Genomic DNA, 25,685 nt, shown 5'->3' with positions numbered 1-25,685 from the left:
GGCAGGGCTCCGGTTCAGCTGGGGGCGAGGGCGGGGGTGGGGCTCGCGTCGGTCATCGTGGCGCGGCCGGCATGGGTGAGGGCGTCGAGCACCTCGTTGGCGCCGCACCAGCCGACGATGCAGCCGTCTTCGGCGACCAGTACGGGATGGCCGCTGCGCTGGCGCTGCTCGACGACATCCTTCAGCAGATGCGTGGTCTCGACGATGCCGACGGCACCTTCCGGTGTCGCGGTTTCGCCATCGACCGGATGGACGGCGATCGCCGCGCCGTTGCAGGAAAGACCGTCCAGCGTGCCGTCGGGGCGGAGCGAGAGGCGGTAGTGCGAGCGGTCGTCGGTGAAGCTGAACTGGGCACCCTGGGCATCGTCCCCGGTATCGAGCGGGCGCATCAGCGAGGCGGCGCGGATGGCGGTGAGCGGGTTCATGTGGCGGACGAATTCGGCGACATAGTCGGTGGCGGGACGCAGCACGATGTCTTCCGGCGCGCCGACCTGGATCACCCGGCCGTCCTTCATGATCGCGATGCGGTTGCCGAGTTTCAGCGCCTCGTCGAGATCGTGGGTGACGAAGATGATCGTCTTGTGCATGCTCTGCTGCAGGGAGAGCAGCTCGTCCTGCAGCTTGTTGCGGATCAGCGGGTCGAGCGCGGAGAAGGGCTCGTCCATCAGCAGGATGTCGGGGTCGGTGACGAGGGCGCGGGCGAGGCCGACGCGCTGCTGCATGCCGCCCGAAAGCTCATGCGCGTGCTTCTCCGCCCAGGGCAGCAGGCCGACGAGATCGAGCCAGCGGTCGACCGCCTCGCGGGTTTCGGCGGCGCCGGTGCGGCGCAGTTCGAGGCCGAGTTCGACATTGCGGCGGACGGTGCGCCAGGGCAGCAGGGCGAATTGCTGGAAGACCATCGAGACCGCGCGGTTGCGCAGGGCGCGCAGCGCGGCCGGGGCGGGGTTGGTCATGTCGACCGTCTGGTCGCCATGGCGGATCAGGATGCGGCCGCGGGAAATCCGGTTCAGGCCGTTGACCGCGCGCAGCACGGTGGTCTTGCCCGAGCCGGACAGGCCCATGATGACGAAGATCTCGCCTTTCGCGATCTCGAGATTCACATCGGCGGCGCCGACGACGACGCCGGTGGACTCGATGATGTCGGCGCGGGTCTTGCCGGCATCGAGCATGGCGGTGGCGGCGGCGAGCCGGGTGCGGCCGGCACGGCCCTCGGCGGGCGGGAAGAGAATGTCGACATTCTCGAAACGCGCTGCGAATTCGGTGCTCATGCGTTTTCGCGCTCCGGCCGGAACACCCGATCGAGGATGACCGCCACGATGACGATAGCGAGACCGGAGGTGAAGCCCCGGCCGATCTGCACGGTTTCCATGGCCTCGACCACGGGTTCGCCGAGACCGCCGGCGCCGACCAGCGCGGCGATGACCACCATCGACAGGCTCAGCATGATGACCTGGGTGAGACCAGCGAGGATCGTCGGCATGGCCGCCGGGATCTCGACCTTCCAGAGCAGTTCCCAGGGCGAGGCGCCGAAGGCCTGGCCCGCCTCGATCAGCGGGCGGGGGACGTTGACGATGCCGACATAGGTGAGGCGAACCGGGGTGGGCACCACGAAGACGACCGTCGAGATCAGGCCGGGCACGCTGCCGAGGCCGAAGAGCACCAGCGTCGGGATCAGGTAGACGAAGGTGGGTAGCGTCTGCATCAGGTCCAGCACGGGGCGCAGGATTCGGTAGAGCGTCGGGTGGTGCGCGGCGGCGACGCCGAGCGGCACGCCGATCAGCATGCAGGCGAGGGTGGCGTAGGCGACCAGCGAGAGCGTCTCGATCGTCCGGCCCCAGTAGCCCTGGTTGAGCACGAAGGTGAGCGCGATCAGCACGAACAGCGCGAGCTTCCAGGATTTCTTGAAATACCAGGTCAGTCCGGCAAAGATCACGATCAGGATGAGCGGCGAGACCCAGTTGAGCGCGCCGGTCGTGTTGTCGAGCAGGAAACCCAGCACATCCGAAAGGACGTTGAAGAATCCCTGGAAGTTGTTTTTCAGCGCGTCGATCGCCGCCGTCGCCCATGCCCCGAGGGGGATGACATGGTGGACGATCCAGTGCTGGACGCCATCTAGCCCGTTCATCGGTCAGCCTCCGTGATCCGGCGCGCGGTGGAGGGCCGCCGCGCGCCGGAGGTTCACCCGTTTCAGTCCGACTTCAGGCTGGCGAGCACCGCCGCCGCGCCCGGCTTGCCGTCGACCGTGGTGACGCCGTCGAGGGTTTTCTTGACCCAGGCGGGATGCGCCTTCAGCCAGGCGGCGGCGACGGCGGGGGCCTCCTGATGCTTGACCTGGACGTCGTACATCATCTTGTTCTCGTCGCCGACCGACAGGTAGAAATGGTGCAGCAGGACGCCGACATTCGGGCAGTCCTTGGCGTAGTTGTGGCGCGTGTTGATGTAGAGCGTCGCCTCGCCTTTGTGAGGACCGAAATAGTCCCGGCCGCCGGTGAGGTAGTTGATGTGGAACTCGACGTTCATCGGCTCGGGTTCCCAGCCGAGGAAGACGATGTCCTTCTTCTTCGGGTATTTGCGGGCGACCTCGGCGAGCATGCCGGCCTCGCTCGACTGCACGAGATGGAACTTGCCGAGGTCGAACTTGTTCGCCTTGATCATGGCGAGGATATGCAGGTTGCCGTCGTTGCCCGGCTCGATGCCGTAGATCTTGTAGTTCAGTTCCTTGGCGAACTTGTGGATGTCGGCGAAGGTCTTCAGGCCCTTCTCGTAGAGGTAGTGCGGCACCACGAGCGTGTATTTGGCGTGCTTGAGGTCGGGGCCGATGACGTCGATCTCGTGCTTCTTCTCGTAGGGCGTGGTGGTCGGGTTCTGCGACGGTGTCCAGTTGTCGAGGAAGACGTCGATCTTGCCGTTGCTGAGACCGGCATACATCACCTCCAGCGAGTAGAGGTTGATGTCGGTCTTGTAGCCGAGCGCCTGGGCGACCGTCGAGAAGACCGCGTTCTGGACCACATTGTCGGTCCAGCCGATATTGGCCATGCGGATCGTCTTGCACGAGGCGGGAACCGCCGCGTGGGCTATGCCCAGACTCATCGTGATTGACGCCAGCGCTGCGCCGATTGTGTATTTTTTCATTGTTTTCCTCTGCTCCGTTGAAAGTCCCTGTTGCGGTCCCGCGACCGGCCTGTCCCTGCCCTGTCCCTGGAATTTTTCATCGTTCTTTCATGCGTATAGCGTATGATAGACGACGGACTGTCTTGCATGGAACCGACGCCGGGCTTGCATGGTTCCGTTTGTGCGGCGCACCCTTCAGTGGGGCGGCGCGGCCGAGGAGAGATTCACGATGACGACGCCGGCGGCGATGACGGCGATGCCGAACATCGTGGCGGGGGACAGCGACTGTCCGAACCGGAGCCAGCCGACGGCGCTGATGAGCACGATGCCCGCGCCGCTCCAGATCGCGTAGACGACGCCGATCGGCATCGTCCTGACGATGATCGCAAGGAGGTAGAAGGCGGCTGCGTAGAACATCAGCGTGCCGATCGTCTGGACCGGCAGGGTGAAGCCGTCGGAGGCCTTCAGGAACGACGTTCCCGCCACCTCGCACGCGATCGCGATGGCGAGCAGGAAGTAGGACTTGAGCTCGTTCATCCCGCCGATGATCGACGCAAAGCGGGGGGCGGTCAACCCGCGACGACGCCGGAAAGGCCCGCGACGGTTTGACATCATCGCGGAATTGCTGGAAATTTCAGGAAAATCGGGAAGCGGAATAATGACGGGTGCGACGGCCGACGCCGCGCGATCGGGACTCGTTTCGCTTTGAGAACGAAATTTTGCGGCGCGGCATTTTGTCGCGCGGGGAGGAAATGTCGGATCTGAACAAGCGAAACAGCGATTCGATTCAAGACGTGACGATGTACACGTAGAATTTATACAATTGCGAAAAGATCGAATAATCGCGGAAGAAAATGAACAGGGATTGACGTTGGAGGTGAGAGCCGCAGGATTTCCGTCTCTCGTGCACGGCGGTGTTTCATGGCTGGTGGCGCGGGGGTTTTGCGAACATGGACGTCTTGCGAAAATCGTTTCCTTGAGCGGTGGAACTGCCATTCGGCCGACAGCCCGATGACCTGGTTTCGGGAGGGAGAATGGTTGTGCCCGGCGAGATGCCGTTGCGATGCGCATCTGCGACGCGCGCCGCCGCTCGGCGCAATGCCAGTCACGACAGAGACCGAAGATTTTCCAACAACAACAGGGTAGTGCAATGAGAACGAAAAGACTGATCGACCGGAAGCTTCTCGCCGGAGCCAGCGTGCTGGCGCTGATGGCCTTCGCATCGCCGGCCTTCGCGATGAACCTGCCGTCGCCGCAGAAATTCGAGGCCGGGCCGCTCGGCACGCTCGATGTGAGCGGCGGGTTCGACGGATTTTTCTACGGCATTTCCGGCGCCGGCACGAGCAGCATTCTGGGCAATCAGAAGTCCGCCGGGGCCGAGGCGCGGGTTCTCGAACTGACGGTGACGAAATCCTCCGGTCCGATCCAGTTCACCCTCGACGTCAAGCCGGACGACTCGCTGTATTTCGGCGTGCAGCCTCAGGCGATGAACGCCCATACCTTCTCGCTCGGGCCGGTCTATGCCGCCTACGTCACCTGGGCGCCGACGGCGAATTTCAACATCTCGGTCGGCCAGGTGTATTCGACGGAAGGCTGGGAATCCTCGACCGACTGGAAGAACGCCAACCTGATCGACTCGCCGCTCTACTACGTCGAGAACTCGTCGAGCCGCGGCGTGCAGGCGAGCTACACCTATGGCAAGCTGTCGGCCACGCTGACCTTCGGCGACGGTTTCGATACCGGGGTGTTCAACACGTTCCAGGAGCTGGTGACCTATTCGTTCGACAGCAACAACGCGCTGTCCTTCTACGGCACCCAGAATGTCGGCTTTACCGGGCCGAACACCCATGCCTATGGCTCGACCAGCACGGCCTATGCCAACAGCTTCACCGGCTATGGCTATAGCGCCTACAATCCGGCCTACGAAAATTCGGACATGTATGGCGCTTACTATTCCTACACCCACGGCAACCTGAACGTGGTGCCCGAGGTGCAGTATGTCTATTCCAAGCCGAACAGCCGGCTTGGACTCAACAAGTTCACCAGCAATTTCGGCGCCGAGGTCATCACCAATTACCAGTTCGGCAAGTCGCCCTGGTCGCTCGGCAGCATGGTGTTCTACTACAAGAATATCGGGCCGCAGGCCTGGTATCTGAACGCCAACTCGTCCGGCTTCGGCATCGGCGTCACCCCGTCCTGGATCAAGGGGCACTTCTTCGTCCGCGGCGAGGTGGGCTTGCTGCACCTGACCGATCTTGGCACGCCGGCTGTCGGCGGTGGTTTCGGCAACAGCGGGACCGACCGCAACCAGGTGATGGGCGTGCTCGCCGCCGGTATCGTGTTCTGACGCTTCTCGTTTCACGAAACCTTCACATCCGGCCGCCCCTCGCGGCGGCCGGACATTATGGGCGGGGCCGTCGCCTCGGGTTATATGGTCGCCGCCGCATCGGCAGCGCGCTTGGGCGCGGGCCGGTCGAGGACGTAAGGAAGCAAGGAAGAAAGACATGGCCGACCTGATCTCATCGCCGCGCCGCACATTCCTCAAACTCGCCGGCGCCGGGCTCGGCGCGGGCCTGCTGCCCGCCGCGGGCCGCGCCGCATCGCCCGCGCTGGTGAGCGCCGCGAAGCACGAGGGGCAGCTCAACACCATCGCGCTGCCGCCGGACTGGGCGAATTACGGCGAGATCATCGCGACGTTCCAGAAGAAATACGGGATCACCATCCACAACGCGGCGCCGGATGACAGCTCGGCGCAGGAATTGCAGTCGATCCGCTCGCTCAAGCACCAGTCGCGCGGGCCGGACGTGGTCGATGTCGGGCCGGCCTTCGCGCTGAACGGCGCGCAGGAAGGGCTGTTCCGGCCCTACAAGGTCGCGACCTGGGACAGCATTCCGGCCTCGATGAAGGACCCGAACGGGCTGTGGTACGGCGACTATTTCGGCCTGGTGTCGTTCGGCATCAACCGCTCGGTCTCGAAGGCGGTACCGCATGACTGGGCCGATCTGAAGAAGCCGGAATTCAAGGGCATGGTCGCGCTGAACGGCAGCCCGCTCGGCGCCGGGGCGGCGTTCGCCGCGGTGGTGGCGGCCGCACTCGCCAATGGCGGCTCGCTCGACAACATCATGCCGGGCATCGAGTTCTTCGCCGATCTCGCCAAGCGCGGCAATTTCAACCCCTCGGCCGCGACGGCGGCGAGCCTTGTTTCCGGCCAGACGCCGGTGGTGATCAACTGGGATTACCTGAACCTCGCCCAGGCGAAGAAGGCGAAGGGGATGACGCCGATCGACACGGTCATTCCCGAGGGGGCGACGCCGTATGGCGCGTTCTACTGCCAGGCGATCAGCAAGTTCGCGCCGCACCCGAAGGCGGCCGAGCTGTGGCAGGAGTTCATCTATTCCGACGAGGGGCAGCTTCTCTATCTCAAGGGCTTCGCCCATCCGGCGCGGTTCTCGGCGATGGCGAAGGCGGGGGCCATTCCGAAATCGCTGATGGCGGAACTGCCGCCGGCCAAGCCGTATGGCGAGGCGGTGTTCGCCAACGACGCGCAGACGAAGAAGGCGCAGCAGCTGCTGGCGGCCAACTGGACGAAGCTCGTCAAGGCGTGAGTTTCCGGTTCAAGGCCGGCGAGGGCGGCGGGCTGACGCTCGCCTTCGTCGGCCCGCTCGTCGTTTACGTGATCGCCTTCCTCGTGCTGCCGACGCTGATGCTGCTGGCGGAGGCGTTCTCGGGCAAGCACGGGCTGACGCTGAAATATGTCGCGGCGCTGGGGCAGGGGCAGACGGTGGTCGCGTTCCGCAACTCGCTCGTGCTGTCGGCGCTGGCGGCGCTGGTCGGCGTGATCGCCGGCGGGATCGCCGCCTACCTGGTGCTGCGGCCGGGCATGCCGCGGGGCGTGCGCTCGCTGGTGACGAGCTTCAGCGCGGTGGCGGCGAATTTCGCCGGCGTGCCGCTGGCCTTCGCCTTCATCGCGACGCTGGGCAGCCTCGGCATCATCACGGTGTGGCTGAAATCGGTCGGGGTCGATCTCTACGGCATGGGATTCAGCCTGTATTCGCTGCCGGGCCTCGTGCTGGTCTATGCCTATTTCCAGATTCCGCTGATGATCATCGTGTTCACCCCGGCGCTGGAGGCGCTGCGGCGGGAGTGGCGGGAGGCGGCTGAGAATCTCGGCGCCTCCGCCTTCGATTACTGGCGGCATGTCGGGTTGCCGATTTTGCTCCCCTCGCTGCTCTCGGCGTTCATCCTGCTGTTCGGCAACGCCTTCTCGGCCTATGCGACGCCCTATGCGCTGACCTCGGGGATCGTCGCGCTGGTGCCGGTGGAGATCAGCAACGTGCTGTCGGGCAATGTGATGATCTCGCAGCAGACCGGGGCGGCGCTGGCGCTCGGGATGATCGTGGTGATGGTCGCGGTGATGGGCGTCTATGCGCTGGCGGCGCGGCGGATCGGCCGTTGGGGGCGGCGATGAGGGGCGTGCTCGGACGGTTGCTGCCGGAGGCCTGGCTCGGGCTGCTCGGCCTGTATTTCCTGGTCCCGCTGCTCGCGACCGGCGCGTTCAGCCTGTGGGAAGGCGGCTCGCGCTACGGGTTCGCCGCCTATGTGGCGCTGTTCCACCAGCCGAAGCTCTGGCAGAGCCTGTTCCTCTCGGTGCGGCTGGCGGTGGAGACGATCCTGCTCGGGCTCATCGTGCTGGTGCCGGCGGTGTTCTGGCTGAACCTGCGGGTGCCGCGGCTGCGGCCGGTGTTCGATTTCATCTCGGTGCTGCCCTTCGTGGTGCCGCCGATCGCGCTGGTCGCCGGGATGACGGCGCTCTACACGGGGCCGGACTGGCTGGTCGGCACCCCCAATTATCTGGTGATACCCTACGTGATCCTCGCATTGCCCTATACCTATCGCGCGCTCGATCTCGGCATGCGCGTGCTCGACCTGCGCACCATGACCGAGGCGTCGCAGAGCCTCGGCGCCGGCTGGGGGACGCTGATCTTCCGCGTCGTGGTGCCGAACCTGACGACGGCGCTGCTGGGCGCGGCGCTGCTGACGATCGCCATCGTGATGGGCGAGTTCACCTTCGCCAACATCCTGCTGTTCAACACTTTCGCCGTCTATATCAACTATGTCGGCCAGACTTCGGCGACGCAGGCCTCGGCGCTGACGCTGCTGAGTTTCCTGATCACCTGGCTGGCGATGCTCGGCGTGCTGGTCTCGGGCCGGGGCGGGCGCAGCGTGCAGATCGGAGGGGCGCGCTGATGCCGCATCTGGAAATCGACGGCGCGGTGAAGCGCTATGGCGGCAAGACCGTGCTGCACGGGATCGACCTCGCGCTGGGGCAGGGGGAGTTCGTCTCGCTGCTCGGGCCTTCGGGCTGCGGCAAGACGACGCTGCTGCGCATCGTCGCCGGGTTCGAGCGGCCGGATGGCGGGCGGGTGGTGCTGGCGGGGAGCGACATCACCGCCCTGCCGGCGGCGCGGCGCAACATGGGCATGGTGTTCCAGGCCTATTCGCTGTTCCCGAACATGACGGCGGAGGAGAATGTCCGCTTCGGGCTGAAGGTGCGGCGGGAGACGCCGGCGGCGCAGCAGGCGCGGGCGGCGGAGCTGCTGGCGCTGGTGGGGCTGGCCGAGCACGCGCGGAAATATCCGCACCAGCTTTCCGGCGGCCAGCAGCAGCGGGTGGCGCTGGCGCGGGCGCTGGCGATCCGCCCGGCGCTGCTGCTGCTCGACGAACCGCTGTCCGCGCTCGACGCCAAGGTGCGGGTGCAACTGCGCGACGAGATCCGCCGCATCCAGCAGGAGACCGGGGTGACGACGCTGTTCGTCACCCATGACCAGGAGGAGGCGCTGTCGATCTCCGACCGGGTGGTGGTGATGCAGGAGGGACGGATCGCCCAGGCGGGGACGCCGGCGGAGATCTATGGCGAGCCGGCGAACATCTTCGTCGCGCGGTTCGTCGGCGCCGCGGCGGAACTGCGCGGCCGGGTGCGGGACGCCGAGGCCGGGCTGGTCGAGCTGTGCGGGCGGGCGGTGCCCGCGGCGCGGGCGCGCGGGCTGGCGGCGGGGTCGGACGTGCATGTGCTGCTGCGGCCGGAGACGGTGCGGCTCGGCCCGCCGGGGGCGGCGGAGGCGTTGCTGGAGGGGGTGGTCGCCTCGCGGGTTTTCTTCGGCGCGCTGACGTCGATCCGCATCGAGGTGGATGGCGGCTTCAGTCTCGCGGCGGCGATGCCGAGTGCGGAGGCTGGCGCTGTGGCACAGGGCAGCCGGGTTTCGATCTGGTGGGACGGGGAGGCGCCGCGGGTGCTGGCCGCCGGATGATCCCCGAGGGCGCGATCGAGGCGGCGAAGGCCGCGGCGGAGGCCGCGCGGGCGGCGATCCGCCCGTATTTCCGCGCCGGCGTGGGTGCCGACGACAAGGCGGATGCGAGCCCGGTGACGGCGGCGGACCGGGCGGCGGAGACGGCGATGCGCGCGGCGCTGGCGCGGCACACGCCGGGGTTCGGGGTGATCGGCGAGGAATTCGGCGACGACCGGCGCGGGCGGTTCAACTGGGTGATCGACCCGATCGACGGGACGCGGGAATTCATCACCGGGCGGGCGAGTTTCGTGACGCTGATCGGCCTGGTCGAGGACGGCGTGCCGGTGCTCGGGCTGATCGATCAGCCGATGACCGGCGAGCGGTGGCTGGCGGCTGGCGGGCAGATCGAGTTCCACGGCCCGTTCGGCGGGGTGCCGGGCTGCCGGCGGCGCGCGGCGCTGGGCGAGGCGGAACTCTCCTGCACCGGGCCGGAATGGTTCGCGCCGGCGCAGCGCGTGGCGTTCGACCGGCTCGGCCGGGCCTGCCGCCGGGTGTCGTGGGGCGACAATGCCTATGCCGCGGGACTGCTGGCGCTCGGCGCGATCGACATCATCGCCGAGGCCGGGCACAAGCCGTGGGACTGGGCGGCGTCGGTGCCGATCGTCGAGGCGGCGGGCGGGACGATGTGCGACTGGTCGGGCCGGGCGCTGCGGCTCGACGCCGAGACCGACGGGACCGTGCTGATCCTGGGCGACCCGTCGCTGCGCGACGAGGCCCTTGCCATTCTTCGAGGTGACTCTTGCTGATTGCCCATATTTCCGACCTGCATGTCCGCCCGGTCGGCCGGCCGGCCAACCGCGTGGTCGAGACCAACATGATGGCCGAGCGCGTGCTGCGCCGGGTGGCGACGCTGGATCCGGCGCCGGAGGCGATCGTCATCACCGGCGATCTCGTGGATTGCGGGCGGGACGACGAATATGAGGAGCTGAACCGGCTGCTCGACCGCAAGCTGCCATGCCCGGTCTATGTGGTGCCCGGCAACCACGACCGGCGCGAGGCGTTCCGCGCGGCGCTGGGCCATTTGCCGGGGGTGACGGCGGATCCGGACTTCGTGCAGTATTCCGCCGATATCGGCCCGTTCCGGCTGATCATGCTCGACAGCGTGGTGCCGGGGGCGGGGCATGGCGAGCTGTGCCCGCAACGGCTCGCGTTTCTGGATGCGGCGCTGGAGGCGGCGGCGGGACGCAAGGTGCTGATCGGGCTGCATCATCCGCCGGTCATCACCGGGGTGGCGGCGATGGACAGCATCATGCTGCGCTCGTCCGAGGCGCTGCTGGCGCGGGCGGCGGCGCACGGAAATGTCGCGGCCATTCTCTCGGGGCATCATCACCGCGCGATCCATGCCGCGCATGGCGGCACGATGCTGCTGAGCGTGCCGGCCGCCGCGGGGCACCAGAGCGAGATCACCTTCGATCCGAAGGCGCGGGCCTATTTCCATCTGGAGCCGGGCGGCATTTTCCTGCTGCGCTGGACCGAGCCGGAGGGGCTGACGGCGATGCTCGACAGCGTGGGCGATCTGCCGGGGCCGTATCCGTTCGTCGTCGAGCCGGAGTATCCGGGCATGCGGCGGGCCGGCGCGGCTTCCTGAGGCGGAGCGGGTCAGCCGGCGGCGAGGTCGAGCTCCCAGGTTTCGCTCTGGACCGGCTTGTCGAACTCCTCGTGGGTATGGACATCGACGATGCGGAACCCGTGCGCGGCGTAGATGCGGCGGGCGCTTTCAAGCACGGTGTGGGTCCATAAAGTCATCCGCCGGTAGCCGGTCTCGCGGGCGAAGCCGACGCAGGCCGAGACCAGGGCGTTGCCGATGCCGAGGCGGCGGGCGAAGGGCTCGACATAGAGCAGGCGCAGGCGGCTGAGACCGTCGCCCTCGTCGGTGAGGAAGACCGAGCCGGCCATGACGCCCTCCATCTCGGCGATCCAGCACTGTTCGCGCCCGGGCTTGAAGTTGCGCAGGAAGGCGGAGGTGACCTCGCCCTCGATCACCTCGATCTGCCGGCCCCAGCCATAGGTCTCGCGATAGATGAGGGATTGCCGCGCGGCGATCTGCCCCATATCGCCGGGCCGGAAGGGGCGCAGGGCGAAGCGGCGGGTCGAAGGGTCGCCGAGCAGGATGCGGGCGAGGGTGAGGGCGCCGACCAGGTCGCGCTGCTGGGCGGGGGCGAGGCCGTCGAGCGTGGTGGCGACGGCGTTGCGCTGGCGGCTGTCGAGATCGGCGAAGACGTCGCGCCCCGCGGGCGTGAGCGCGATTGGTCGGCGCCGGGCATCGCCGGCGGCCGGGCTGCGGGTGATCCAGCCGCGCTCCTCGAAGCGGCGCAGCACGCGGCTGACATGGCCGGCGTTGACGCCGAGGGCCGCGCGCAGGTCGGCGGCCAGCGGCGCTTCCGCCTGGGCGATTTCATAGAGCAGCCGGGCTTCGCCGAGGGTGAGTTCGGTGCCGAGGAACCGGGTGTCGAGCGCGCCGACGAAACGGGTGAAGAAACGGTTGAACGCGCGGACGCCATCCATTGCGTTATCCATAATTAATAATGCCATGAATTGTTGACTTGAGCAACTATTTATTCGCGCACGGTCTTTCGAGGGCGAGACACCGTCAGTTGGCTCTCTGGCAGTTGGCTCTCTGGCGTTCGGCAGACAGCCATTTGGATCGGCATCCCGGGAGAGAGAAGGTGCCGAGGCGGCGGGGCGGATCGATTCGGATTCATTTTGAATAAAGATTTAGACATTACGATCTAAAAAAATATTAATACATCGTATTTCGTTACAATGTTAATGAAAGGTTACTGCCATCGCCATTCATCCTCGGATTTCCCCCGGGTTGAGCGGACGAAAACAATCATTGCAACTTGCAGGTGGAGCTTTCATGTCAAAGGCGTTCCGTAAGAAAGTGTTGGCCACGACACTGTATGTCCTGGGTTTGGGTTCGGTTCTGGCGCTCGCCGGATGCGGCTCCAGCCCTTCGGTGACCCCTGTGTCCGGCGCGGTTACCGGAGGAGGTTCATCCGGAGCGAAATCCAGCGGGGGAGGCACGGCGGGCGGAAGCACGGCGGGTGGCTCGACGGGTAGCTCGACGGGGGCGGCGGGCTCGGCAGGGGCTACAGGCTCGGCGGGGGCGACGGGCTCGGCGGGCGCCACGGGTGCGACCGGAGCAACTGGTGCTACGGGCGCAACAGGTGCTACGGGCGCTACGGGCGCTACGGGCGCTACGGGCGCAACGGGCGCAACCGGTGCGGCAGGTGCGGCGGGCGTCACAAGCTTCCTCAGCCCTGTCACCAATGCGCTCGCCAAGGTTTCGGTCCTGAATACCTCGACGAGCTCGTCCAGCGTCAAGCCGCTGATCAGCGCCAATGTGCTGAGCACGACGCCACAGGCGAATTCCCCGATCCAGGTTGGTGTGCTGTCGAACGGCCAGGTGGTCCAGCTCAAGGCCGGATCGCTCAGCACCTCGACGCTGCCGGTGGTTTCGACGCTTCTGGCGACGTCGAACAAGAGCGTCGGCAGCAATGTCGGCGGCGTGGTCAACACGGTGGCAAACAGCACTGGCAGCGTGCCCGTGCTGGGTGGCACGCTGAAGGGGGCGCTGGTGACGGCGGGCAACGCGATCGGCGGCACGAGCAATCCGGGCGGGGCGACGCTGACCCAGACGCTCACAAACCTGACCGGCTCGGCCGGCACCATTCTCGACACGGCGACCGGCACGTTGCCGACAGGGTCGACCGGAACGCTGCCGATCGGAACGCTGCCGACCGGAACAGGCAATCCGCTGGCGCCGGTCACCAGCACGGTATCGACCATCACGGGCACGCTGTCAGGCGCGGCGGGCGGTTCGAGCCCGCTGGCGCCGGTGACCACGACGGTATCGACGGTTACGGGCACGTTGTCCGGCGCGACAGGGGGCAGCACGAGTCCGCTTGCGCCGGTCACCGGCGCATTGTCCACCGTGACAGGGGCGCTGTAACAGGAGTTCAGCCAGGGACGGCGGCACCGGTCGCTGTCCCTGGCTTGTCTCGGCGCTGGTCTGAATGTCGCAGAAGAAATATTATGGAACCTTATTGCGTGGCGCAATGCCCGCGATGGCGCGCGGACCAGGATACAATTTGAAAATCGCGACCCCGCGTTTGTCAGATCGGGCTCACATTTCCGGATCAGGATCCACCCGCGTCAACCCTGTCCGGGACTCCGACCATGGAACCACCGCCGTCGCATCTGCTTGCCGTCGTCGTCCCCGTCCGCGACGAGGCGCCGAACATTCCGCCGCTCGTGGCCGAATTCGGCACGGCGCTGGCCGGGATCGATCACGAGATCATCTTCGTCGACGACGGCAGCACCGATGACAGCCAAGCGGTGCTCGCGGCACTGGCGAAGGAAAGGCCGGAGATTCGCGTCCTGCGCCACACGGGGAGTTTCGGTCAGAGCGCGGCAATACTCACCGGCGTGACCGCCGCGAACGCGGTGTGGATCGCCACGATTGATGGCGACGGGCAGAATGATCCGGCCGACATTCCGGACATGCTCCAGCGCGCCTGGCAGGAAGAGCGGCCCGATGAGCCGGTGCTGGTGGCGGGGCGCCGCGTCCGGCGCAAGGACAGCGCGATGAAGCGGATCGCCTCGCGGATCGCCAACGGCGTCAGGGCGCGGGTGCTGCACGACGGTGTGCCCGATAGCGGCTGCGGGCTGAAGCTGTTCCGGCGCTCGGTCTTTCTCGGACTGCCGCGCTTCGACCACATGCACCGGTTTCTGCCGGCGCTGTTCGCGAGCATCGGCGGGCGGACGGTGCTGCACCCCGTTGCCCACCGCCCGCGTGTGGCCGGGCGGTCGCATTACGGGACATGGGACCGGTTGCGTGTCGGGATCGTCGACCTCGCGGGCGTGGCCTGGTTGCAGCGGCGGGCCTGCCGGCCGGTTCTGGGCGCCGGCGGAGCCGATGCCGGGTCGCCGGCCTCGCTGGAGGTGGCTCGGTGATCCGCCTCGCCCGGCCGGCGCTGCTGGCGGGAGGGCTGCTGGGCGCGGCGCTGGTGCTGCACCTGCATCCGTTCGGCGCGCTGTTCGCGCCGCATCCCGGCCACGGCTGGCGTGACGCGCTGGCACTCGGCGCGCTGGGGGCGCTGGCCTGCGCGGTCGGGATGCCGAGGCAGGTGATCGGCTTTGCGGCGGGCTTCGCCTGGGGCGTGATTCCGGGCACGGCGCTGGCGCTTGCATCCCAGCTGGCCGGCTGCGCCGCCGATCTGCTCTGGGCGCGGCTGGTCGGCCGAGCCTTCGTGCGTTCCCGGCTCGGCCATCGGGCGGCCCGGATCGACCGCGCTCTCGCGGCGCGCCCGTTCACCGCCACGCTCACGCTGCGCCTGATGCCGCTGGGCAGCAATCTCGCGCTGAACCTGCTCGCCGGCGTCTCCAGCGTGAAGGTATTTCCGTTCCTCGCCGGATCGGCGCTGGGCTTCGTGCCGCAGACCGTGATCTTCGCCCTGATCGGCGCGGGCGGACGTGTGGGGCGGGATGTTGAACTTGCCGTGGGTGTCGTGCTGTTCGTGATCTCGATCGTGCTGGCATTCGGGCTGCGCCGCCGGATTGCGCCGGAACTCGCCGGCGTCTGACTCGGATCAGCGGCAGATGGCGCCCGACGAACAGGCGATGCGCGCGGCGGGCGGCGGGCTGATCCGGCGGATGACGATTTCGGAGCCGGCGCGCCGGGGCGGTGAAAGCGGGCCGAGACTTGCGGCCATCGCCGCAAAGGCGGCGGGCGAGGGTTGCGCCCCCTGCCCCGCCGGCCCGTAGATCGCGAAGACCGGACGTCCCTCGGCCAGAGCCGCCGCGGCGCGCGCGCGGCGCTGGGTGACGAGCGGCGCGAGGGCGGGATCGTAATGGCCGAGCATGGCCCAGGCCGCACCGTCGCTTGCCAGGATGACGTCGCCCGCCGTGGCGCGCGCGGCGAGCCGGGCCGCCGCCAGATCCCAGCGGGGCTTGGTTTCGGCATGGTAGTAGGGCGCGAGATTGAACAGCAGCACGGCGGCGGCGGCCGGCAGCGCCGCCAGCCTCGCAGGTGGCGGCAGGGCTTCGATGCCGAGGCCGGCGAGAACGAAGAAGGGCGGCGCGCTCCAGAGCAGGTAGCGCGGCAGCATCACCGGGTGGACGAGCGAGACGACGCCGAGGGCGATCGGCAGGCCAAGCCAGACGATCAGCAGCACCAGTGCCTCGGCGCGGGCGCGCCGGAGGCGCCAGAGACCGAGGATGGCGAGTAGCGCCATTGCGGCGGCGAACCCGGGCAGGACGGGTGGCAGCAGCCGCATCGTCACCATCGTCGCGTCGCGCATGAAATAGAGACTGGCGGCGTCGGCCCACAGGAACGATGCGGAAGGCGGCGGAATCCAGGCGAACCCTGCCATCGGACCGTGGGGCGGCACCAGCAGCAACAAGGCATAGGCCGGCGCCACCAGCAACAGGAGGGCGGCATTCAGCGCGACCCAGCGGCGGAGAAGCCCGATGCGGTCGCGGCTCCGCGGCAGGGCGGCGGCGAGTATCGCGAGCGTCGCCGCCGCCAGCCAGGGAAGCGCATCCGGGAGCACCAGCAGCGCGCCCGCGGTGCCGAGACCGAAATTCAGCCAGGGGCGGCGGCAGGGCGCATCGGGCGCGCGCACGAGGCCGAGCAGACCGTGCAGCGCCAGCAGCAGGGGCGCCATCATCAGCGTGTAGGACCGGGCTTCCTGGCCGAATGCGACCTGCAGCGGCGCGAAGGCCATCAGCAGGCCGGCAAGCCAGGCGCCGCTCCGTCCGCCGGCCGACCAGGCGATGGCAAAGACCAGCGCCGCGCAGGCGGCCCCGGCGAGTGCCGGGACAAGGCGCAACGCCGCCACCTGCGCGGCCTTCGGCGCGAGCAGTAGCGCGGCGCGCTCGATCACGAAAAAGCCCGGCAGATGGTGGTTGCGCAGCGAATCGAGTACGAGGCCGTGCAGCGGCCGTCCGGCGCGGGTGAAAGTGATGACCTCATCCAGCCAAAGCGGCTTGGCCCCGAGCCCGTGCAGGCGTGCCGCGAGCGACGCCGCGAAAACCAGCCCGATGCCCGCCAGAAGTCCGGCCCGCTCGCTGCGATGATCCGACGCCGCCCGCATCGCGACAGAATGACGCCGGCGTGTAACGGATCGACGACGTTCGGTGTCGGCTGCGTTTCGATTGCGTTCTCAATTCTTTGTTAACCCGGTTGGGGCATGGTGTCGGCGGATCGAGGAGCGGGCCAGTCGCATGGCCCGGCGGGAGTAGAGGAGCGGATGAGCGGGCAGGCTCGAACGAACAGGACCGACAGCGCGACACAACTCGCGCAGGAAGAGATCGACTCGATTCTCTCGGGCGGGGGCGCTCTTGAGGACGACGCTCTGCAACCGGAGCCGGAAGCGGAGCAGGAAGCCAGCCGGCTGCTTTATGGCCGGGCGGACAGCTATGAGCGGCTGCCGATGGCGGAAGTCGTCTTCGAGCGGCTGTCGCGAATCCTGGCCGGCTCGCTGCGCAACCTGTTTCAGGACAATGTGGAAGTCCGGCTGACGCGGCTGGCCTCGCGGCGGTTGGCAGACAGCTTTGCCGAGATCGCGCCGATGGCGCTGCTGGGCGTGTTCCGCGCGCGGGAGTGGGACAATCTCGGGCTGATCCATGTCGACGCCATGACGGTGAGCAACCTGACCGAGATCCTGCTCGGCGGCCGTCGGGTTGCCGCCGCGACCGGACAACTGCCCAAGCCGGTGACCTCCATCAGCCGCAACCTGACCGAGCGGCTGATCCGGGTGGTGCTGCACGATCTTAGAAACAGTTTCGCGCCGATCTGCGACGTGACGTTCGATTTCGAGCGCACCGAGACCGATCCGCGATTCGCGACGATCGGGCGGAATTCGGGCGTGGCGCTGACCGCGCGGCTCAGCCTGCACTCGGCAGGGCGCAACTGCATGATCGACATCATCCTGCCCTTCGCGACGCTGGAACCGGTGCGTGAACTGCTGCTGCAGCAGTTCATGGGCGAGAAGTTCGGCCGTGACTCCATCTGGGAAAGCCATCTCGCCGAGGAACTCTGGCACACGGATATCGAACTCGAGGCCGTGCTCGACGAACAGACGATGAAGTTGGGGGCGGTGATGGACCTGCGCGTCGGCGACATCATCCCGATCAATGCGCCGCGCGGCTCGGACGTTACGCTGCGCTGCGGCAGTGTGGATCTGTTCGCCGGCCGCCTTGGCGTGCGGCACGGCAGGCTGGCCGCCGAAATCCGGGGCTGGATCTCGCGCGAGCGGGAATAGCTCCGCCGGGCCTGGCCCGGATCGCGAATTATGCCCTGTTCGAGGTTCGCGATCCGATTGCTGCGTGATTCAGGAAGCGGGCTCGACGATCCGGGGGAACAAGCCGGACGGCGGCGGCAGAACTGCGCCAGCGTCGAGCGGGGTGGCGAGTGACGCGAAACCCCGCCGATCCGCCGGAAGGGCAAGCTGGTCCAGCAGTTTCGCCATGGCTTCCGGCATGAAGGGCTGCAGCAGGATGCCGACGACGCGCAGCGCCTCGCAGAGGGTCCGCAGCACAGTCAGCATCCGCTGCGGGTCGGTCTTGCGCAAGGCCCAGGGAGCCTGGTGGTCGATATAGGCGTTGGCGGCGCGGACGAGTTTCCAGACCTCCTCGATCGCCTCCTGATAGGCCAGGCGATCCATCGCATCGCGCATGCGGTCCGGCAGGCCGTCGGCGATGGCGCGCAGCGCGTGATCGGCCTCGGCGGCGGGACCCGCTTCGGGCACCACGCCGCCAGCGTTCTTGGCGATGAAGGAGAGCGTGCGCTGGGCGAGGTTGCCGAGATCGTTGGCGAGCTCGACATTGATCCGCGTGATGACCGAACGGCGGGAGAAATTGCCGTCGTTGCCGAAGGGCATTTCGCGCAGCAGGCAGAAGCGCAGCTGGTCGAGCCCGAATTCCGCGATCAGCGGCTCGACGGCCAGGGCGTTGTTGAGCGACTTGCTCATCTTCTCGCCCTCGATCGTCCACCAGCCATTGGCGAAGATGCGGCGGGGAACCGGCAGGCCGGCGGCCATCAGCATCGCCGGCCAGTAGACGGCGTGGAAGCGGGTGATTTCCTTGCCGACCAGATGCAGGTCCGCCGGCCAGTATTTCATCAGCGGCGCGTCCATGTCCGGATAGCCGCAGGCGGTGAGATAGTTGGTCAGCGCGTCGATCCAGACATACATGACGTGATCGGGCGCGCCGGGCACCGGAATGCCCCATTTGAAGCTGGTGCGGCTGATCGAGATGTCGCGCAGGCCGGAGCGGACGAAGGAGAGCACCTCGTTGCGGCTGGAAGCGGGCTGGATGAACTCCGGATTATCTTCATACAGTTTCAGAAGACGATCCTGGAACATGCTGAGTTTGAAGAAATACGAGGGTTCGCGCACCCACTCGACTGGCGCGCCGAAGGGCGAGCGCTTGATGCCGTCCGCGCCGGTGACGAGTTCGCTTTCATCATAGAAGGCCTCGTCGCGGACGGCGTACCAGCCCTCGTAATGGCCGAGCTCGATGGCCCCTGCCCGCTCGATCGCCTGCCAGATCGCCTGGCAGGAGCGGATGTGGCGGGGCTCGGTGGTGCGGATGAAATCGTCGTTCGAGATGTTCATCGCCTGCGCCATGGCGCGGAACTCGCCGGCGATGCGGTCGGTGAACTCTTGCGGGGCGATGTTGTTCGCGCGGGCGGTGGCCTCGACCTTCTGGCCGTGCTCGTCGGTGCCGGTGAGGAAATGCACGTCGAACCCGTCGAGCCGCTTGAAGCGGGCTAGCACGTCGGCGGCGACCGAGGTGTAGGCGTGGCCGATATGGGGCGCGCCGTTCACGTAATAGATCGGGGTCGTGATGTAGAATTTTCGGGTCATGGCACTCGGAGAAGCTGGAGCATGGTCAGAACCGCCGCACGCGGGTCGAGATTGAGACCGTCGACTTCCGCCGCGATCCTGCCGAAGTCCTGCCAGAGGCGGGCGCGGCCATCAAGCGCGGGCGACGGTTTGGCACGGGCGGCGGCACGGGTTTCGGTGGCCAGGGCGGCGCGCAGCAGGTCGGCGAAGGTGGCGAAGCCGTCATCGGCGCGGGCGATCATATCGGCAATGGCGGCGTCGCGCGCGGGCGGGAGCGGACCGGCGAGCGCTTCGCCCACGAGGCCGGCCAGGGCGAGGCCATCGGCATCGGCGAGGGACAAGGCGCGGCCGATCGAGCCTTCGGCCAGCGCGGCCAGGGCCGTGCGGCGTTCGGCGGGAAGGTCGGGCAGAGCGGCCGCGAGCAGGCTGCTGACGGTGTCGACCGGCAGCGGGTCGAGGTCCAGCCGGCGGCAGCGGCTGCGGATGGTGGGCAGCAGGCGGCCGGGCGCGTGGCAGACCAGCAGCCAGATCGCCCGCGCCGGCGGTTCCTCGAGCAGCTTGAGCAGCGCGTTGGCGGCGTTGCGGTTCAGCGCCTCGGCCCCGTCGACGATGACGACGCGCCACCCCCCCTCGCCCGGTGTGAGCCGCAGGAAGCGGCCGGCGGCGGCGACCGTGTCGACCACGATTTCGCCCTGCATCCGCTTGCGCTTCTCGTCGTAGCGGCGCTCGATGACCAGAAGGTCGGCATGCGCGCCGGTGGCGATGCGGCGGAAGGCGGGATCGCGCGCGGGGAGCGACAGGTCTGGCGTGCGGGCGCCGGCGAGCAGCCAGCGGGCGAAGCGGAAAGCGAGCGTGGCCTTGCCGATTCCGGGCGGGCCGGCGATCAGCCAGGCATGGTGCAGGCGCGCGCCGGTCGCGGCGCGGAAGAGTTCGGCAACGGCGTCGTCATGGCCCCGAAGCTCGGGATTGGCGCGGGGCGGCAGCATCAGGCGATGGCGAGGCCGAGCCGGGCGCGGATGAGGCCGGCGAGGGTTTCGGTGACGTCCTCGATCCCGCCGGCGGCATCGACCAGGACGCAACGATCCGGCTCGGCAGCCGCGATGGCGCGGAAGCCGTCAGCGACGCGGATGGCAAAGCCGGTATCGAACTGTTCGTAGCGGTCGGCGGCGCCGCCGCGGTGCGCCAGTCGCGCACGGGCGATGGCGTCCGGCAGGTCGAGGATCAGCGTGAGATCGGGCGTGGCGCCGATCATCGCGCCGAGGGTTGCGATCGCCGCGCGGTCCACGCCCAGGCCGTGGCCCTGATACGCCATCGTCGAGTCGGTGAAACGGTCGCACAGCACGACGGCGCCGTGTTCGAGCGCCGGGCGGATGATGGCCGCGACATGGTCGGCGCGGGCGGCGAAGACCAGCAGCGTATCGGCCAGCGGCGCGAAATGGCGCGCGGGGTCGAGCATCAGCGCGCGAATCGCTTCGGCCCCGGGCGTGCCGCCCGGCTCGCGGGTGGTCAGAACCTCGTGCCCGGCGGCGCGAAGCCGGGCGGCAAGGCGGGCAATCTGCGTCGACTTGCCGGCCCCCTCCCCGCCTTCGAGCGTGATGAAGACGCCCTGCCGGCTCACCGGACCACGATCTCGGCGCCGGCGACGCCGCGGTCGAGCAGCGAACGCAGCGCCGCATCGGCGGCGGGCGCGCTGGCATAGGGGCCGAGGCGCAGCGCATAGAGGGTGCGGCCGCCGGCGGATTGCGGGAGGATCGCGCCCGGCATGCCGGCGAGCCGCGCGCGCAGGTTCATGGCGTCGGTGGTGGACCCGAAGCCGGGGATTTCGACATAGAGCGGGCCGGGCGATGGTGGTGCGGTGCGCACCACGCCGGACAGGCGCTCGACAGCGCCGGGGACGCCGGCCGGATGCGCGGTGGCTGGGCGGATCGTGCCGGAAACCGCGCCGGCCGAACCGCCGGCGCCGGGCGGCGGCGGCAGGGCGGCGGCGGCGACCGCGCCGACCGGCGCCGCCGTGAGATGGGGCCCGGCGCCAAGGCTGCCCTGCAACGCCGCCGAGCGCCCGGCGAGCAGTTGGACGCGGACCTCGGCGACGCCGTCCGCCGGCATGCCGAGCAGGCGCGCGACGCGGGGCGTGACCGCGACGATCCGCCCGGCCTGCATCGGTCCGCGATCGTTCACGCGGACGGCAAGACTGCGGCCGGTATCAAGATTGGTGATTCGCACGATCGAGGGCAGCGGCAGGACCGGGCTTTGGGCGGTCAGGCTGTCGGCGCGATAGGCCTCGCCATCGGCGGTGAGTCGTGCCGGGCCGGGGGCGATCAGGGTGGACAGGCCGGTGCGGTCGTAGTGGCCGAATACCCGCGGATAATGCCATTGCCCGCCGGCGTTGTAGGGTTTCCCGACCGTGTAGCGGACGTGCTGCGCCGGCGGGGGGCGATGATGCAGCAGGCCGCAGCCGGCGAGTGCCAGCGCGGCCGCGAGCGGCAGGGTCGCGCGGATCATGCGAGGATCCGGCGGCCGAGTTCGCCGACCGCGAGGGCGTAGAGATCGGACGGGTTGTAGCTGCGGATCGCACGGAAATTGCCGAAGGCGAGGAAAGCTTCGCCGTGCGGGCCATCCGGCAGCAGCAGGGAGGCCGGGGTGGTTGCCGGCAGTCGGCGAGCCGGTGCGAGGCGATGGACGCCGAGCGCCTGCCAGCGCGCCAGCGGCAGCGTGTGGTCGCGCCCGGCCAGCGCGGTGTCGAAATGCGGTGGAATCAATACCGGTTCGCTCGACGGCAGGCCGAGCCGCCAGTGCGACTTGCGCATGTAGTTGGCGATCGAGGCCAGGGTGTCGGGCACGCTGGTCCAGATGTTCGGCTGGCCGTGGCCGGAATAGCTGACCGCCGTGCTGAGGTAGATGCTGGGCATGAATTGCGGCTGCCCCATGGCCCCGGCCCAGGAGCCGCGCAACTCGGCAAGGCGGATGTCGCCGCGGCTGACGATCCGCATCGCGGCGATGGCCTCGCGGCTGAAATAGGCGCTGTTCTTGTACCAGGCGAGCGTGGCGAGAGCGTCGATCACGTTGAAATCGCCCTGGTAATGGCCGAAATCGGTCTCGATGCCCCAGATGCCCACGATCGGCGCGGCGGCGACACCGAAGCGGGCGCGGATGTGTTCGAGCAGTTCCCGGTGCCGTGCGAAGGCCGCCCGGCCCTCGGTCACCCGGGTTTCGGTCACGACACGGGCGCTGTATTGCGCCCAGGTCAGGGTGAATTCGGGCTGATGGGTTTCGTAATGGATCACGTCCTGGTTCGGCCTGAGGCCGGACAGGGCGGCGCCGGCAATCCGCCCCGGGATTCCCTCTTGCCGGGCGCGGCTTTCGAGTGTGTGGATGAAGGCCTCGAACCCCGCGGCGCGGGCGGGCCGGATCAGGACGGGGGCGAACGGCAGGGCGGCAACCACGAAGCGACGTTTCATCGTGCCGTTCTGCCACGGTGCGCGCCCTCGCGGAAGGGCGGATCAGGACAGGGCGACGTCCGAGGCGGCGAGTTCGACCAGGCGCTCTAGAATGCCGGGTTCCTGGGCGCCGGCGATCGCGGTCTGGCCGTCGATGATGAAGCAGGGGACGCCGTTGATGCCGAGGCGGTGCACGAAGAGATTGTCGGCATGGATCTGGTCGGTCGCCCGGTCGCCGGCGAGAAAGGCCGCGACGCGATCCCGCGGCAGGCCGTGCGCCGCCGCGAGGGCCGCGAGTGTTGCGGCGTCGCCGATGTCACGGCCTTCGGTGAAATAGGCGCGGAAGATCGCGAGGACCAGATCCTCGACGGGGCCGTGGTCGTGGGCGAAGCGGATCAGGCGGTGCGCATCGACGGTGCTCGGCGCGCGGCTGATTCGCGGAAAGGCGAGATCGAGGCCGTCCTCGGCGGCGATCGCGGCGACCGCCGCGTGGAACCGTCTTGCGCGCTCCTCATCGCCGAACTTGCGCGCCGTGTAGTCGGCGCGGCTGATGCCGGGGCGAGGCATGTCCGGATTGAGCAGGAACGGCCGCCATTGCGGCGCGATCGGCAGGTCCGGCCGGCTGGCGCGCAATTGCTGCAGGCGGTGAACGCCGAGATAGCACCAAGGGCAGACGAAATCGAAAACGACTTCGACCGTGATCCTCGGCAGGCGCGGCAAGACCATGTTCACGGATGCGGAGTCTAGCGGAAAGCGGGGCGCCGGCAAAGCAAAAGAGCGCGGATGCCGCCGTGAGCGCGCTAGACAGCGAGGCGGCGCCGGGAGGTCACGCGCGGATCCGTGATGTTGCTGTAAGCGGAGATCGGCGACGGCCGGCCGAAAAGATAGCCCTGGATGGCATCGGCCCCGCAGTCGCGCAGGATGTCGGCCTGGCGTTCCGTCTCCACCCCCTCGACCACGACGGGCAGGCGAAGTCCCCGGCCGAGGCCGAGGACGGCGTTGACGATGGCGAGCGATTCCGATTCCTCCGCAAGATCGCGGACGAAGCTGCGGTCGATCTTGAGTTTGTTGAACGGAAAGGCCCGCAGCGTCGCGAGCGATGAATAGCCGGTGCCGAAATCGTCGATCGAAATGCCGACGCCGAGCGCCTTGATGCGCTGCAGCGTGTCGACCGCGCGGTCGAAATTGCGGATCAGCATCGATTCGGTGACTTCGATTTCCAGCCGGTTGGCCGGAAGCCCGGTCGTATTCAGGGTTTCGGTGATCACCGAGGCGAGATCGCCCTGCTGGATCTGGATCGGCGACACATTGACCGCGACGGTGAGCGGTACCGCCCAGCGCGCGGCCTCGGCACAGGCTTCGCGCAGCACCCAGGTGCCGACCTCCTCCATCAGGCCGATGGATTCGGCGAGGCCGATGAACAGATCGGGTGCTACGGGGCCGTGCGTCGGGCTGTTCCAGCGCAGCAGCGCCTCGAAGCCGCTGCAGAGCGACGATCGCATGCAGAACATCGGCTGATAGACCAGCGACAATTCGCGATGCTGCAAGGCGAGGCGCAGATCCTGCTCGAGCGCGCGGCGCTTCTGCCACTCGGACTGGACCGACGCGTCGTAGAAGCCGAGGGTGTTCGGGCGTTCTTTCTTGATGACGTGCAGGGCCTGGCTGCTATGGGCGAGCAGCGCGCCCGGCGTCATGCCGTCGAAAGGGTGCAGCGCGATACCGACCGAGGCCGAAATGCCGATTTCGCGGCCATCGGCGAGGACGATGGGATCGGCGATCGTGCGCAGCAGGCGGCGGGCCAGGGTTTCGACCAGTTCGGGCTGTTCGCACCCGGCCTGGACCACCACGAACTCGTCACCGCCGATGCGGGCCACGAGATCGGACTCGCGCACCTGGCGGGCGATCCGCCCGGCGATTTCGCGCAGCACGCTGTCGGCCACCGCGTGGCCGAACAGATCGTTGATGCCCTTGAAATCGTCGATGTCGAAGGTGAGCAGGGCGACGTTTTCGCGGCGGCGGCGGGCTTCGCCCAGGATCTGGTCGAGCCGTTCGAGGAGATGGGTACGGTTGATCAGGTTGGTGAGCGGATCGTGCGAGGACATGTAGCGGATCCGCTCCAGCGCCACCTTGCGGTCGGTGATTTCCTGGCAGATGCCGCGCACGGCGACGATGGCGCCGGTGTCGTCGGTCTCGGGCCGCATGTCGATCCAGAACCAGCGCCGTGCGCCCTCCTCCGCGCCACGGATGCGGATTTCCGCCGCGGCAGCCTGGCCGGTTTCGGCCACGGTGCGGAAGGTCGCGAGGAACGCCGTCCTGTCGGTCTCGTCCATCTGTCCGGTCAGGACATCGAACAGCGGCACGAAACGATCCGGATCGGTGCCGAAGAGTTCGTGCATGTCCTCCGACCAGGAGGTGAGATGATCGTCGAGCCGAACGCGCCAGTTGCCGATCCTGGCGATTCGGTGGATGGTCCGCAGGTCTTCGAGGGCTTCGTTGGCGCAGCGGATGGAGCGGCGCGCCACGTCGAATGCCATGCCCGCCGCGAGGTTGAACCGGCGGATGGCCGGATCGTCGGCTCCCGCGTGAAGATCCCGCGCGAGATCGGCCGAGGCATGGATGAAGGTTTCGTGGAGGCGGTCGATCTCGGCCGGATCGACGCAACCCGCCTGGAGTTTCTGCCCCATCAGCGGAGCGTTCCGGGGCGGCCGGGCGAGATGCGGCCGGAGGGCGGCGCCAAGCGGGGGGCGGCTTCGGGCGGTATGAGACCGCGCGCCAGGAAGCCATTGCTGGCACAATCTTCTATCGGGGCCGCAATGAAACCGATCATGAAAATCCTGGATCTCCGAACGGGCGGAATTCTGATTTCCTTATGCCTTTCAAAGATGAACAAAACGTTTCTGCAATTCATGACAAAGTGGTGTGGCACTTGACTTGCC

The 25,685-nt window shown here is 68.0% G+C and carries 24 protein-coding genes; 11 read left to right on the top strand and 13 right to left on the bottom strand.

From position 1 onward, the window contains the following. Window positions 1–14: 14 nt before the first annotated feature. The 4 genes from ACRY_RS07395 to ACRY_RS07380 form a co-directional block, all read right to left on the bottom strand. Complete coding sequence (locus tag ACRY_RS07395) at window positions 15–1,268, bottom strand: quaternary amine ABC transporter ATP-binding protein (RefSeq protein WP_011941908.1); 1,254 nt, start codon at window positions 1,266–1,268, stop codon at window positions 15–17. After that, window positions 1,265–2,125: a choline ABC transporter permease subunit gene (choW, locus tag ACRY_RS07390; protein WP_007422475.1), complete on the bottom strand. Its 861-nt coding sequence runs from the start codon at window positions 2,123–2,125 to the stop codon at window positions 1,265–1,267. Before choW ends, ACRY_RS07395 begins: the two co-directional genes overlap by 4 nt. Window positions 2,126–2,187: 62 nt before the next feature. After that, window positions 2,188–3,090 (bottom strand): ABC transporter substrate-binding protein, encoded by a 903-nt coding sequence (locus tag ACRY_RS07385; protein WP_231295371.1) that lies wholly within the window; start codon window positions 3,088–3,090, stop codon window positions 2,188–2,190. Between the two features lie 216 nt (window positions 3,091–3,306). Further along, window positions 3,307–3,648, bottom strand: coding sequence for a DMT family transporter (locus ACRY_RS07380; RefSeq protein WP_013639678.1), 342 nt, complete (start codon window positions 3,646–3,648; stop codon window positions 3,307–3,309). 613 nt (window positions 3,649–4,261) lie between these two features. Between ACRY_RS07380 and ACRY_RS07375 the strand changes: the two genes are divergently transcribed. The 7 genes from ACRY_RS07375 to ACRY_RS07345 all read left to right on the top strand — a co-directional run bounded on the left by ACRY_RS07375 (window position 4,262) and on the right by ACRY_RS07345 (window position 11,046). Then, window positions 4,262–5,458, top strand: a complete 1,197-nt coding sequence (locus ACRY_RS07375) for an outer membrane beta-barrel protein (protein WP_011941906.1) — start codon at window positions 4,262–4,264, stop codon at window positions 5,456–5,458. A 157-nt stretch (window positions 5,459–5,615) separates the two neighbouring features. Continuing rightward, the gene (locus ACRY_RS07370) at window positions 5,616–6,716 is read left to right on the top strand and encodes an ABC transporter substrate-binding protein (RefSeq protein WP_011941905.1); all 1,101 of its coding nucleotides are present in this window, start codon (window positions 5,616–5,618) and stop codon (window positions 6,714–6,716) included. After that, entirely contained in the window at window positions 6,713–7,579 is an 867-nt protein-coding gene (locus ACRY_RS07365; RefSeq protein ID WP_011941904.1) for an ABC transporter permease, read from the top strand. Before ACRY_RS07370 ends, ACRY_RS07365 begins: the two co-directional genes overlap by 4 nt. Beyond that, complete coding sequence (locus ACRY_RS07360) at window positions 7,576–8,358, top strand: ABC transporter permease (RefSeq protein WP_035188285.1); 783 nt, start codon at window positions 7,576–7,578, stop codon at window positions 8,356–8,358. The genes ACRY_RS07365 and ACRY_RS07360 overlap by 4 nt, the downstream gene beginning before the upstream one ends. After that, a complete protein-coding gene (locus tag ACRY_RS07355) occupies window positions 8,358–9,419 on the top strand; it encodes an ABC transporter ATP-binding protein (protein ID WP_011941903.1) in 1,062 nt (353 codons plus the stop codon). Before ACRY_RS07360 ends, ACRY_RS07355 begins: the two co-directional genes overlap by 1 nt. After that, on the top strand, window positions 9,416–10,204 hold the full coding sequence (locus ACRY_RS07350) for an inositol monophosphatase family protein (protein ID WP_011941902.1): 789 nt from the start codon (window positions 9,416–9,418) through the stop codon (window positions 10,202–10,204). Before ACRY_RS07355 ends, ACRY_RS07350 begins: the two co-directional genes overlap by 4 nt. Next, window positions 10,198–11,046, top strand: a complete 849-nt coding sequence (locus ACRY_RS07345) for a phosphodiesterase (protein ID WP_011941901.1) — start codon at window positions 10,198–10,200, stop codon at window positions 11,044–11,046. Before ACRY_RS07350 ends, ACRY_RS07345 begins: the two co-directional genes overlap by 7 nt. Window positions 11,047–11,057: 11 nt before the next feature. Here the strand turns inward: ACRY_RS07345 and ACRY_RS07340 are convergent, their stop codons facing one another. Beyond that, the gene (locus ACRY_RS07340; protein WP_231295370.1) at window positions 11,058–11,963 is read right to left on the bottom strand and encodes a bifunctional helix-turn-helix transcriptional regulator/GNAT family N-acetyltransferase; all 906 of its coding nucleotides are present in this window, start codon (window positions 11,961–11,963) and stop codon (window positions 11,058–11,060) included. Window positions 11,964–12,804: 841 nt separating this feature from the next. On the opposite strand from ACRY_RS07340, the gene ACRY_RS20190 reads away from it, so the two are divergent. The 3 genes from ACRY_RS20190 (at window position 12,805) to ACRY_RS07325 (ending at window position 15,046) form a co-directional block, all read left to right on the top strand. Then, the gene (locus ACRY_RS20190) at window positions 12,805–13,413 is read left to right on the top strand and encodes a hypothetical protein (protein ID WP_007424798.1); all 609 of its coding nucleotides are present in this window, start codon (window positions 12,805–12,807) and stop codon (window positions 13,411–13,413) included. 227 nt (window positions 13,414–13,640) lie between these two features. Then, on the top strand, window positions 13,641–14,417 hold the full coding sequence (locus ACRY_RS07330) for a glycosyltransferase family 2 protein (RefSeq protein WP_011941899.1): 777 nt from the start codon (window positions 13,641–13,643) through the stop codon (window positions 14,415–14,417). Further along, window positions 14,414–15,046: a TVP38/TMEM64 family protein gene (locus ACRY_RS07325; RefSeq protein WP_011941898.1), complete on the top strand. Its 633-nt coding sequence runs from the start codon at window positions 14,414–14,416 to the stop codon at window positions 15,044–15,046. Before ACRY_RS07330 ends, ACRY_RS07325 begins: the two co-directional genes overlap by 4 nt. Before the next feature lie 6 nt (window positions 15,047–15,052). Here ACRY_RS07325 and ACRY_RS07320 read toward each other — a convergent pair whose 3' ends face one another. After that, window positions 15,053–16,558 carry a hypothetical protein gene (locus ACRY_RS07320; RefSeq protein ID WP_011941897.1) on the bottom strand — a complete coding sequence of 502 codons (1,506 nt, stop codon included), beginning with the start codon at window positions 16,556–16,558 and terminating at the stop codon, window positions 15,053–15,055. A gap of 156 nt (window positions 16,559–16,714) precedes the next feature. Between ACRY_RS07320 and ACRY_RS07315 the strand changes: the two genes are divergently transcribed. Continuing rightward, window positions 16,715–17,728, top strand: a complete 1,014-nt coding sequence (locus ACRY_RS07315) for a flagellar motor switch protein FliM (protein WP_007423207.1) — start codon at window positions 16,715–16,717, stop codon at window positions 17,726–17,728. A gap of 69 nt (window positions 17,729–17,797) precedes the next feature. On the opposite strand, the gene metG is transcribed toward ACRY_RS07315, so the two are convergent. The 7 genes from metG to ACRY_RS07280 form a co-directional block, all read right to left on the bottom strand. Continuing rightward, the gene (metG, locus tag ACRY_RS07310) at window positions 17,798–19,333 is read right to left on the bottom strand and encodes a methionine--tRNA ligase (protein WP_011941896.1); all 1,536 of its coding nucleotides are present in this window, start codon (window positions 19,331–19,333) and stop codon (window positions 17,798–17,800) included. Next, a complete protein-coding gene (locus ACRY_RS07305) occupies window positions 19,330–20,298 on the bottom strand; it encodes a DNA polymerase III subunit delta' (protein ID WP_011941895.1) in 969 nt (322 codons plus the stop codon). The genes metG and ACRY_RS07305 overlap by 4 nt, the downstream gene beginning before the upstream one ends. Further along, window positions 20,298–20,930, bottom strand: coding sequence for a dTMP kinase (gene tmk / locus ACRY_RS07300; protein WP_011941894.1), 633 nt, complete (start codon window positions 20,928–20,930; stop codon window positions 20,298–20,300). Before tmk ends, ACRY_RS07305 begins: the two co-directional genes overlap by 1 nt. Then, window positions 20,927–21,814, bottom strand: coding sequence for an SPOR domain-containing protein (locus tag ACRY_RS07295; protein ID WP_011941893.1), 888 nt, complete (start codon window positions 21,812–21,814; stop codon window positions 20,927–20,929). Before ACRY_RS07295 ends, tmk begins: the two co-directional genes overlap by 4 nt. After that, window positions 21,811–22,770, bottom strand: coding sequence for a lytic murein transglycosylase (locus tag ACRY_RS07290; RefSeq protein WP_011941892.1), 960 nt, complete (start codon window positions 22,768–22,770; stop codon window positions 21,811–21,813). Before ACRY_RS07290 ends, ACRY_RS07295 begins: the two co-directional genes overlap by 4 nt. 42 nt (window positions 22,771–22,812) lie before the next feature. Continuing rightward, window positions 22,813–23,475 carry a DsbA family oxidoreductase gene (locus tag ACRY_RS07285; RefSeq protein WP_011941891.1) on the bottom strand — a complete coding sequence of 221 codons (663 nt, stop codon included), beginning with the start codon at window positions 23,473–23,475 and terminating at the stop codon, window positions 22,813–22,815. 74 nt (window positions 23,476–23,549) lie between these two features. After that, window positions 23,550–25,433: a putative bifunctional diguanylate cyclase/phosphodiesterase gene (locus ACRY_RS07280; RefSeq protein ID WP_007421393.1), complete on the bottom strand. Its 1,884-nt coding sequence runs from the start codon at window positions 25,431–25,433 to the stop codon at window positions 23,550–23,552. Window positions 25,434–25,685 lie beyond the last annotated feature (252 nt).

Origin of the sequence: Acidiphilium cryptum JF-5, from assembly GCF_000016725.1 — a bacterium.
Classification (GTDB): Bacteria; Pseudomonadota; Alphaproteobacteria; order Acetobacterales; family Acetobacteraceae; genus Acidiphilium; species Acidiphilium multivorum.
The sequence above is the reverse complement of the archived record's forward strand: the minus strand, read 5'-3'. Positions and strand labels throughout refer to the sequence as shown.

Excerpts from the sequence above, each read along its gene's own strand:
- ACRY_RS07395 (WP_011941908.1), bottom strand. The coding sequence starts at position 1,268 with ATGAGCACCGAATTCGCAGCGCGTTTCGAGAATGTCGACATTCTCTTC.
- choW (WP_007422475.1), bottom strand. The coding sequence starts at position 2,125 with ATGAACGGGCTAGATGGCGTCCAGCACTGGATCGTCCACCATGTCATC.
- ACRY_RS07385 (WP_231295371.1), bottom strand. The coding sequence starts at position 3,090 with ATGAGTCTGGGCATAGCCCACGCGGCGGTTCCCGCCTCGTGCAAGACG.
- ACRY_RS07380 (WP_013639678.1), bottom strand. The coding sequence starts at position 3,648 with ATGAACGAGCTCAAGTCCTACTTCCTGCTCGCCATCGCGATCGCGTGC.
- ACRY_RS07375 (WP_011941906.1), top strand. The coding sequence starts at position 4,262 with ATGAGAACGAAAAGACTGATCGACCGGAAGCTTCTCGCCGGAGCCAGC.
- ACRY_RS07370 (WP_011941905.1), top strand. The coding sequence starts at position 5,616 with ATGGCCGACCTGATCTCATCGCCGCGCCGCACATTCCTCAAACTCGCC.
- ACRY_RS07360 (WP_035188285.1), top strand. The coding sequence starts at position 7,576 with ATGAGGGGCGTGCTCGGACGGTTGCTGCCGGAGGCCTGGCTCGGGCTG.
- ACRY_RS07355 (WP_011941903.1), top strand. The coding sequence starts at position 8,358 with ATGCCGCATCTGGAAATCGACGGCGCGGTGAAGCGCTATGGCGGCAAG.
- ACRY_RS07350 (WP_011941902.1), top strand. The coding sequence starts at position 9,416 with ATGATCCCCGAGGGCGCGATCGAGGCGGCGAAGGCCGCGGCGGAGGCC.
- ACRY_RS07340 (WP_231295370.1), bottom strand. The coding sequence starts at position 11,963 with ATGGATGGCGTCCGCGCGTTCAACCGTTTCTTCACCCGTTTCGTCGGC.
- ACRY_RS07330 (WP_011941899.1), top strand. The coding sequence starts at position 13,641 with ATGGAACCACCGCCGTCGCATCTGCTTGCCGTCGTCGTCCCCGTCCGC.
- ACRY_RS07320 (WP_011941897.1), bottom strand. The coding sequence starts at position 16,558 with ATGCGGGCGGCGTCGGATCATCGCAGCGAGCGGGCCGGACTTCTGGCG.
- ACRY_RS07315 (WP_007423207.1), top strand. The coding sequence starts at position 16,715 with ATGAGCGGGCAGGCTCGAACGAACAGGACCGACAGCGCGACACAACTC.
- metG (WP_011941896.1), bottom strand. The coding sequence starts at position 19,333 with ATGACCCGAAAATTCTACATCACGACCCCGATCTATTACGTGAACGGC.
- ACRY_RS07305 (WP_011941895.1), bottom strand. The coding sequence starts at position 20,298 with ATGCTGCCGCCCCGCGCCAATCCCGAGCTTCGGGGCCATGACGACGCC.
- ACRY_RS07295 (WP_011941893.1), bottom strand. The coding sequence starts at position 21,814 with ATGATCCGCGCGACCCTGCCGCTCGCGGCCGCGCTGGCACTCGCCGGC.
- ACRY_RS07290 (WP_011941892.1), bottom strand. The coding sequence starts at position 22,770 with ATGAAACGTCGCTTCGTGGTTGCCGCCCTGCCGTTCGCCCCCGTCCTG.
- ACRY_RS07285 (WP_011941891.1), bottom strand. The coding sequence starts at position 23,475 with ATGGTCTTGCCGCGCCTGCCGAGGATCACGGTCGAAGTCGTTTTCGAT.
- ACRY_RS07280 (WP_007421393.1), bottom strand. The coding sequence starts at position 25,433 with ATGGGGCAGAAACTCCAGGCGGGTTGCGTCGATCCGGCCGAGATCGAC.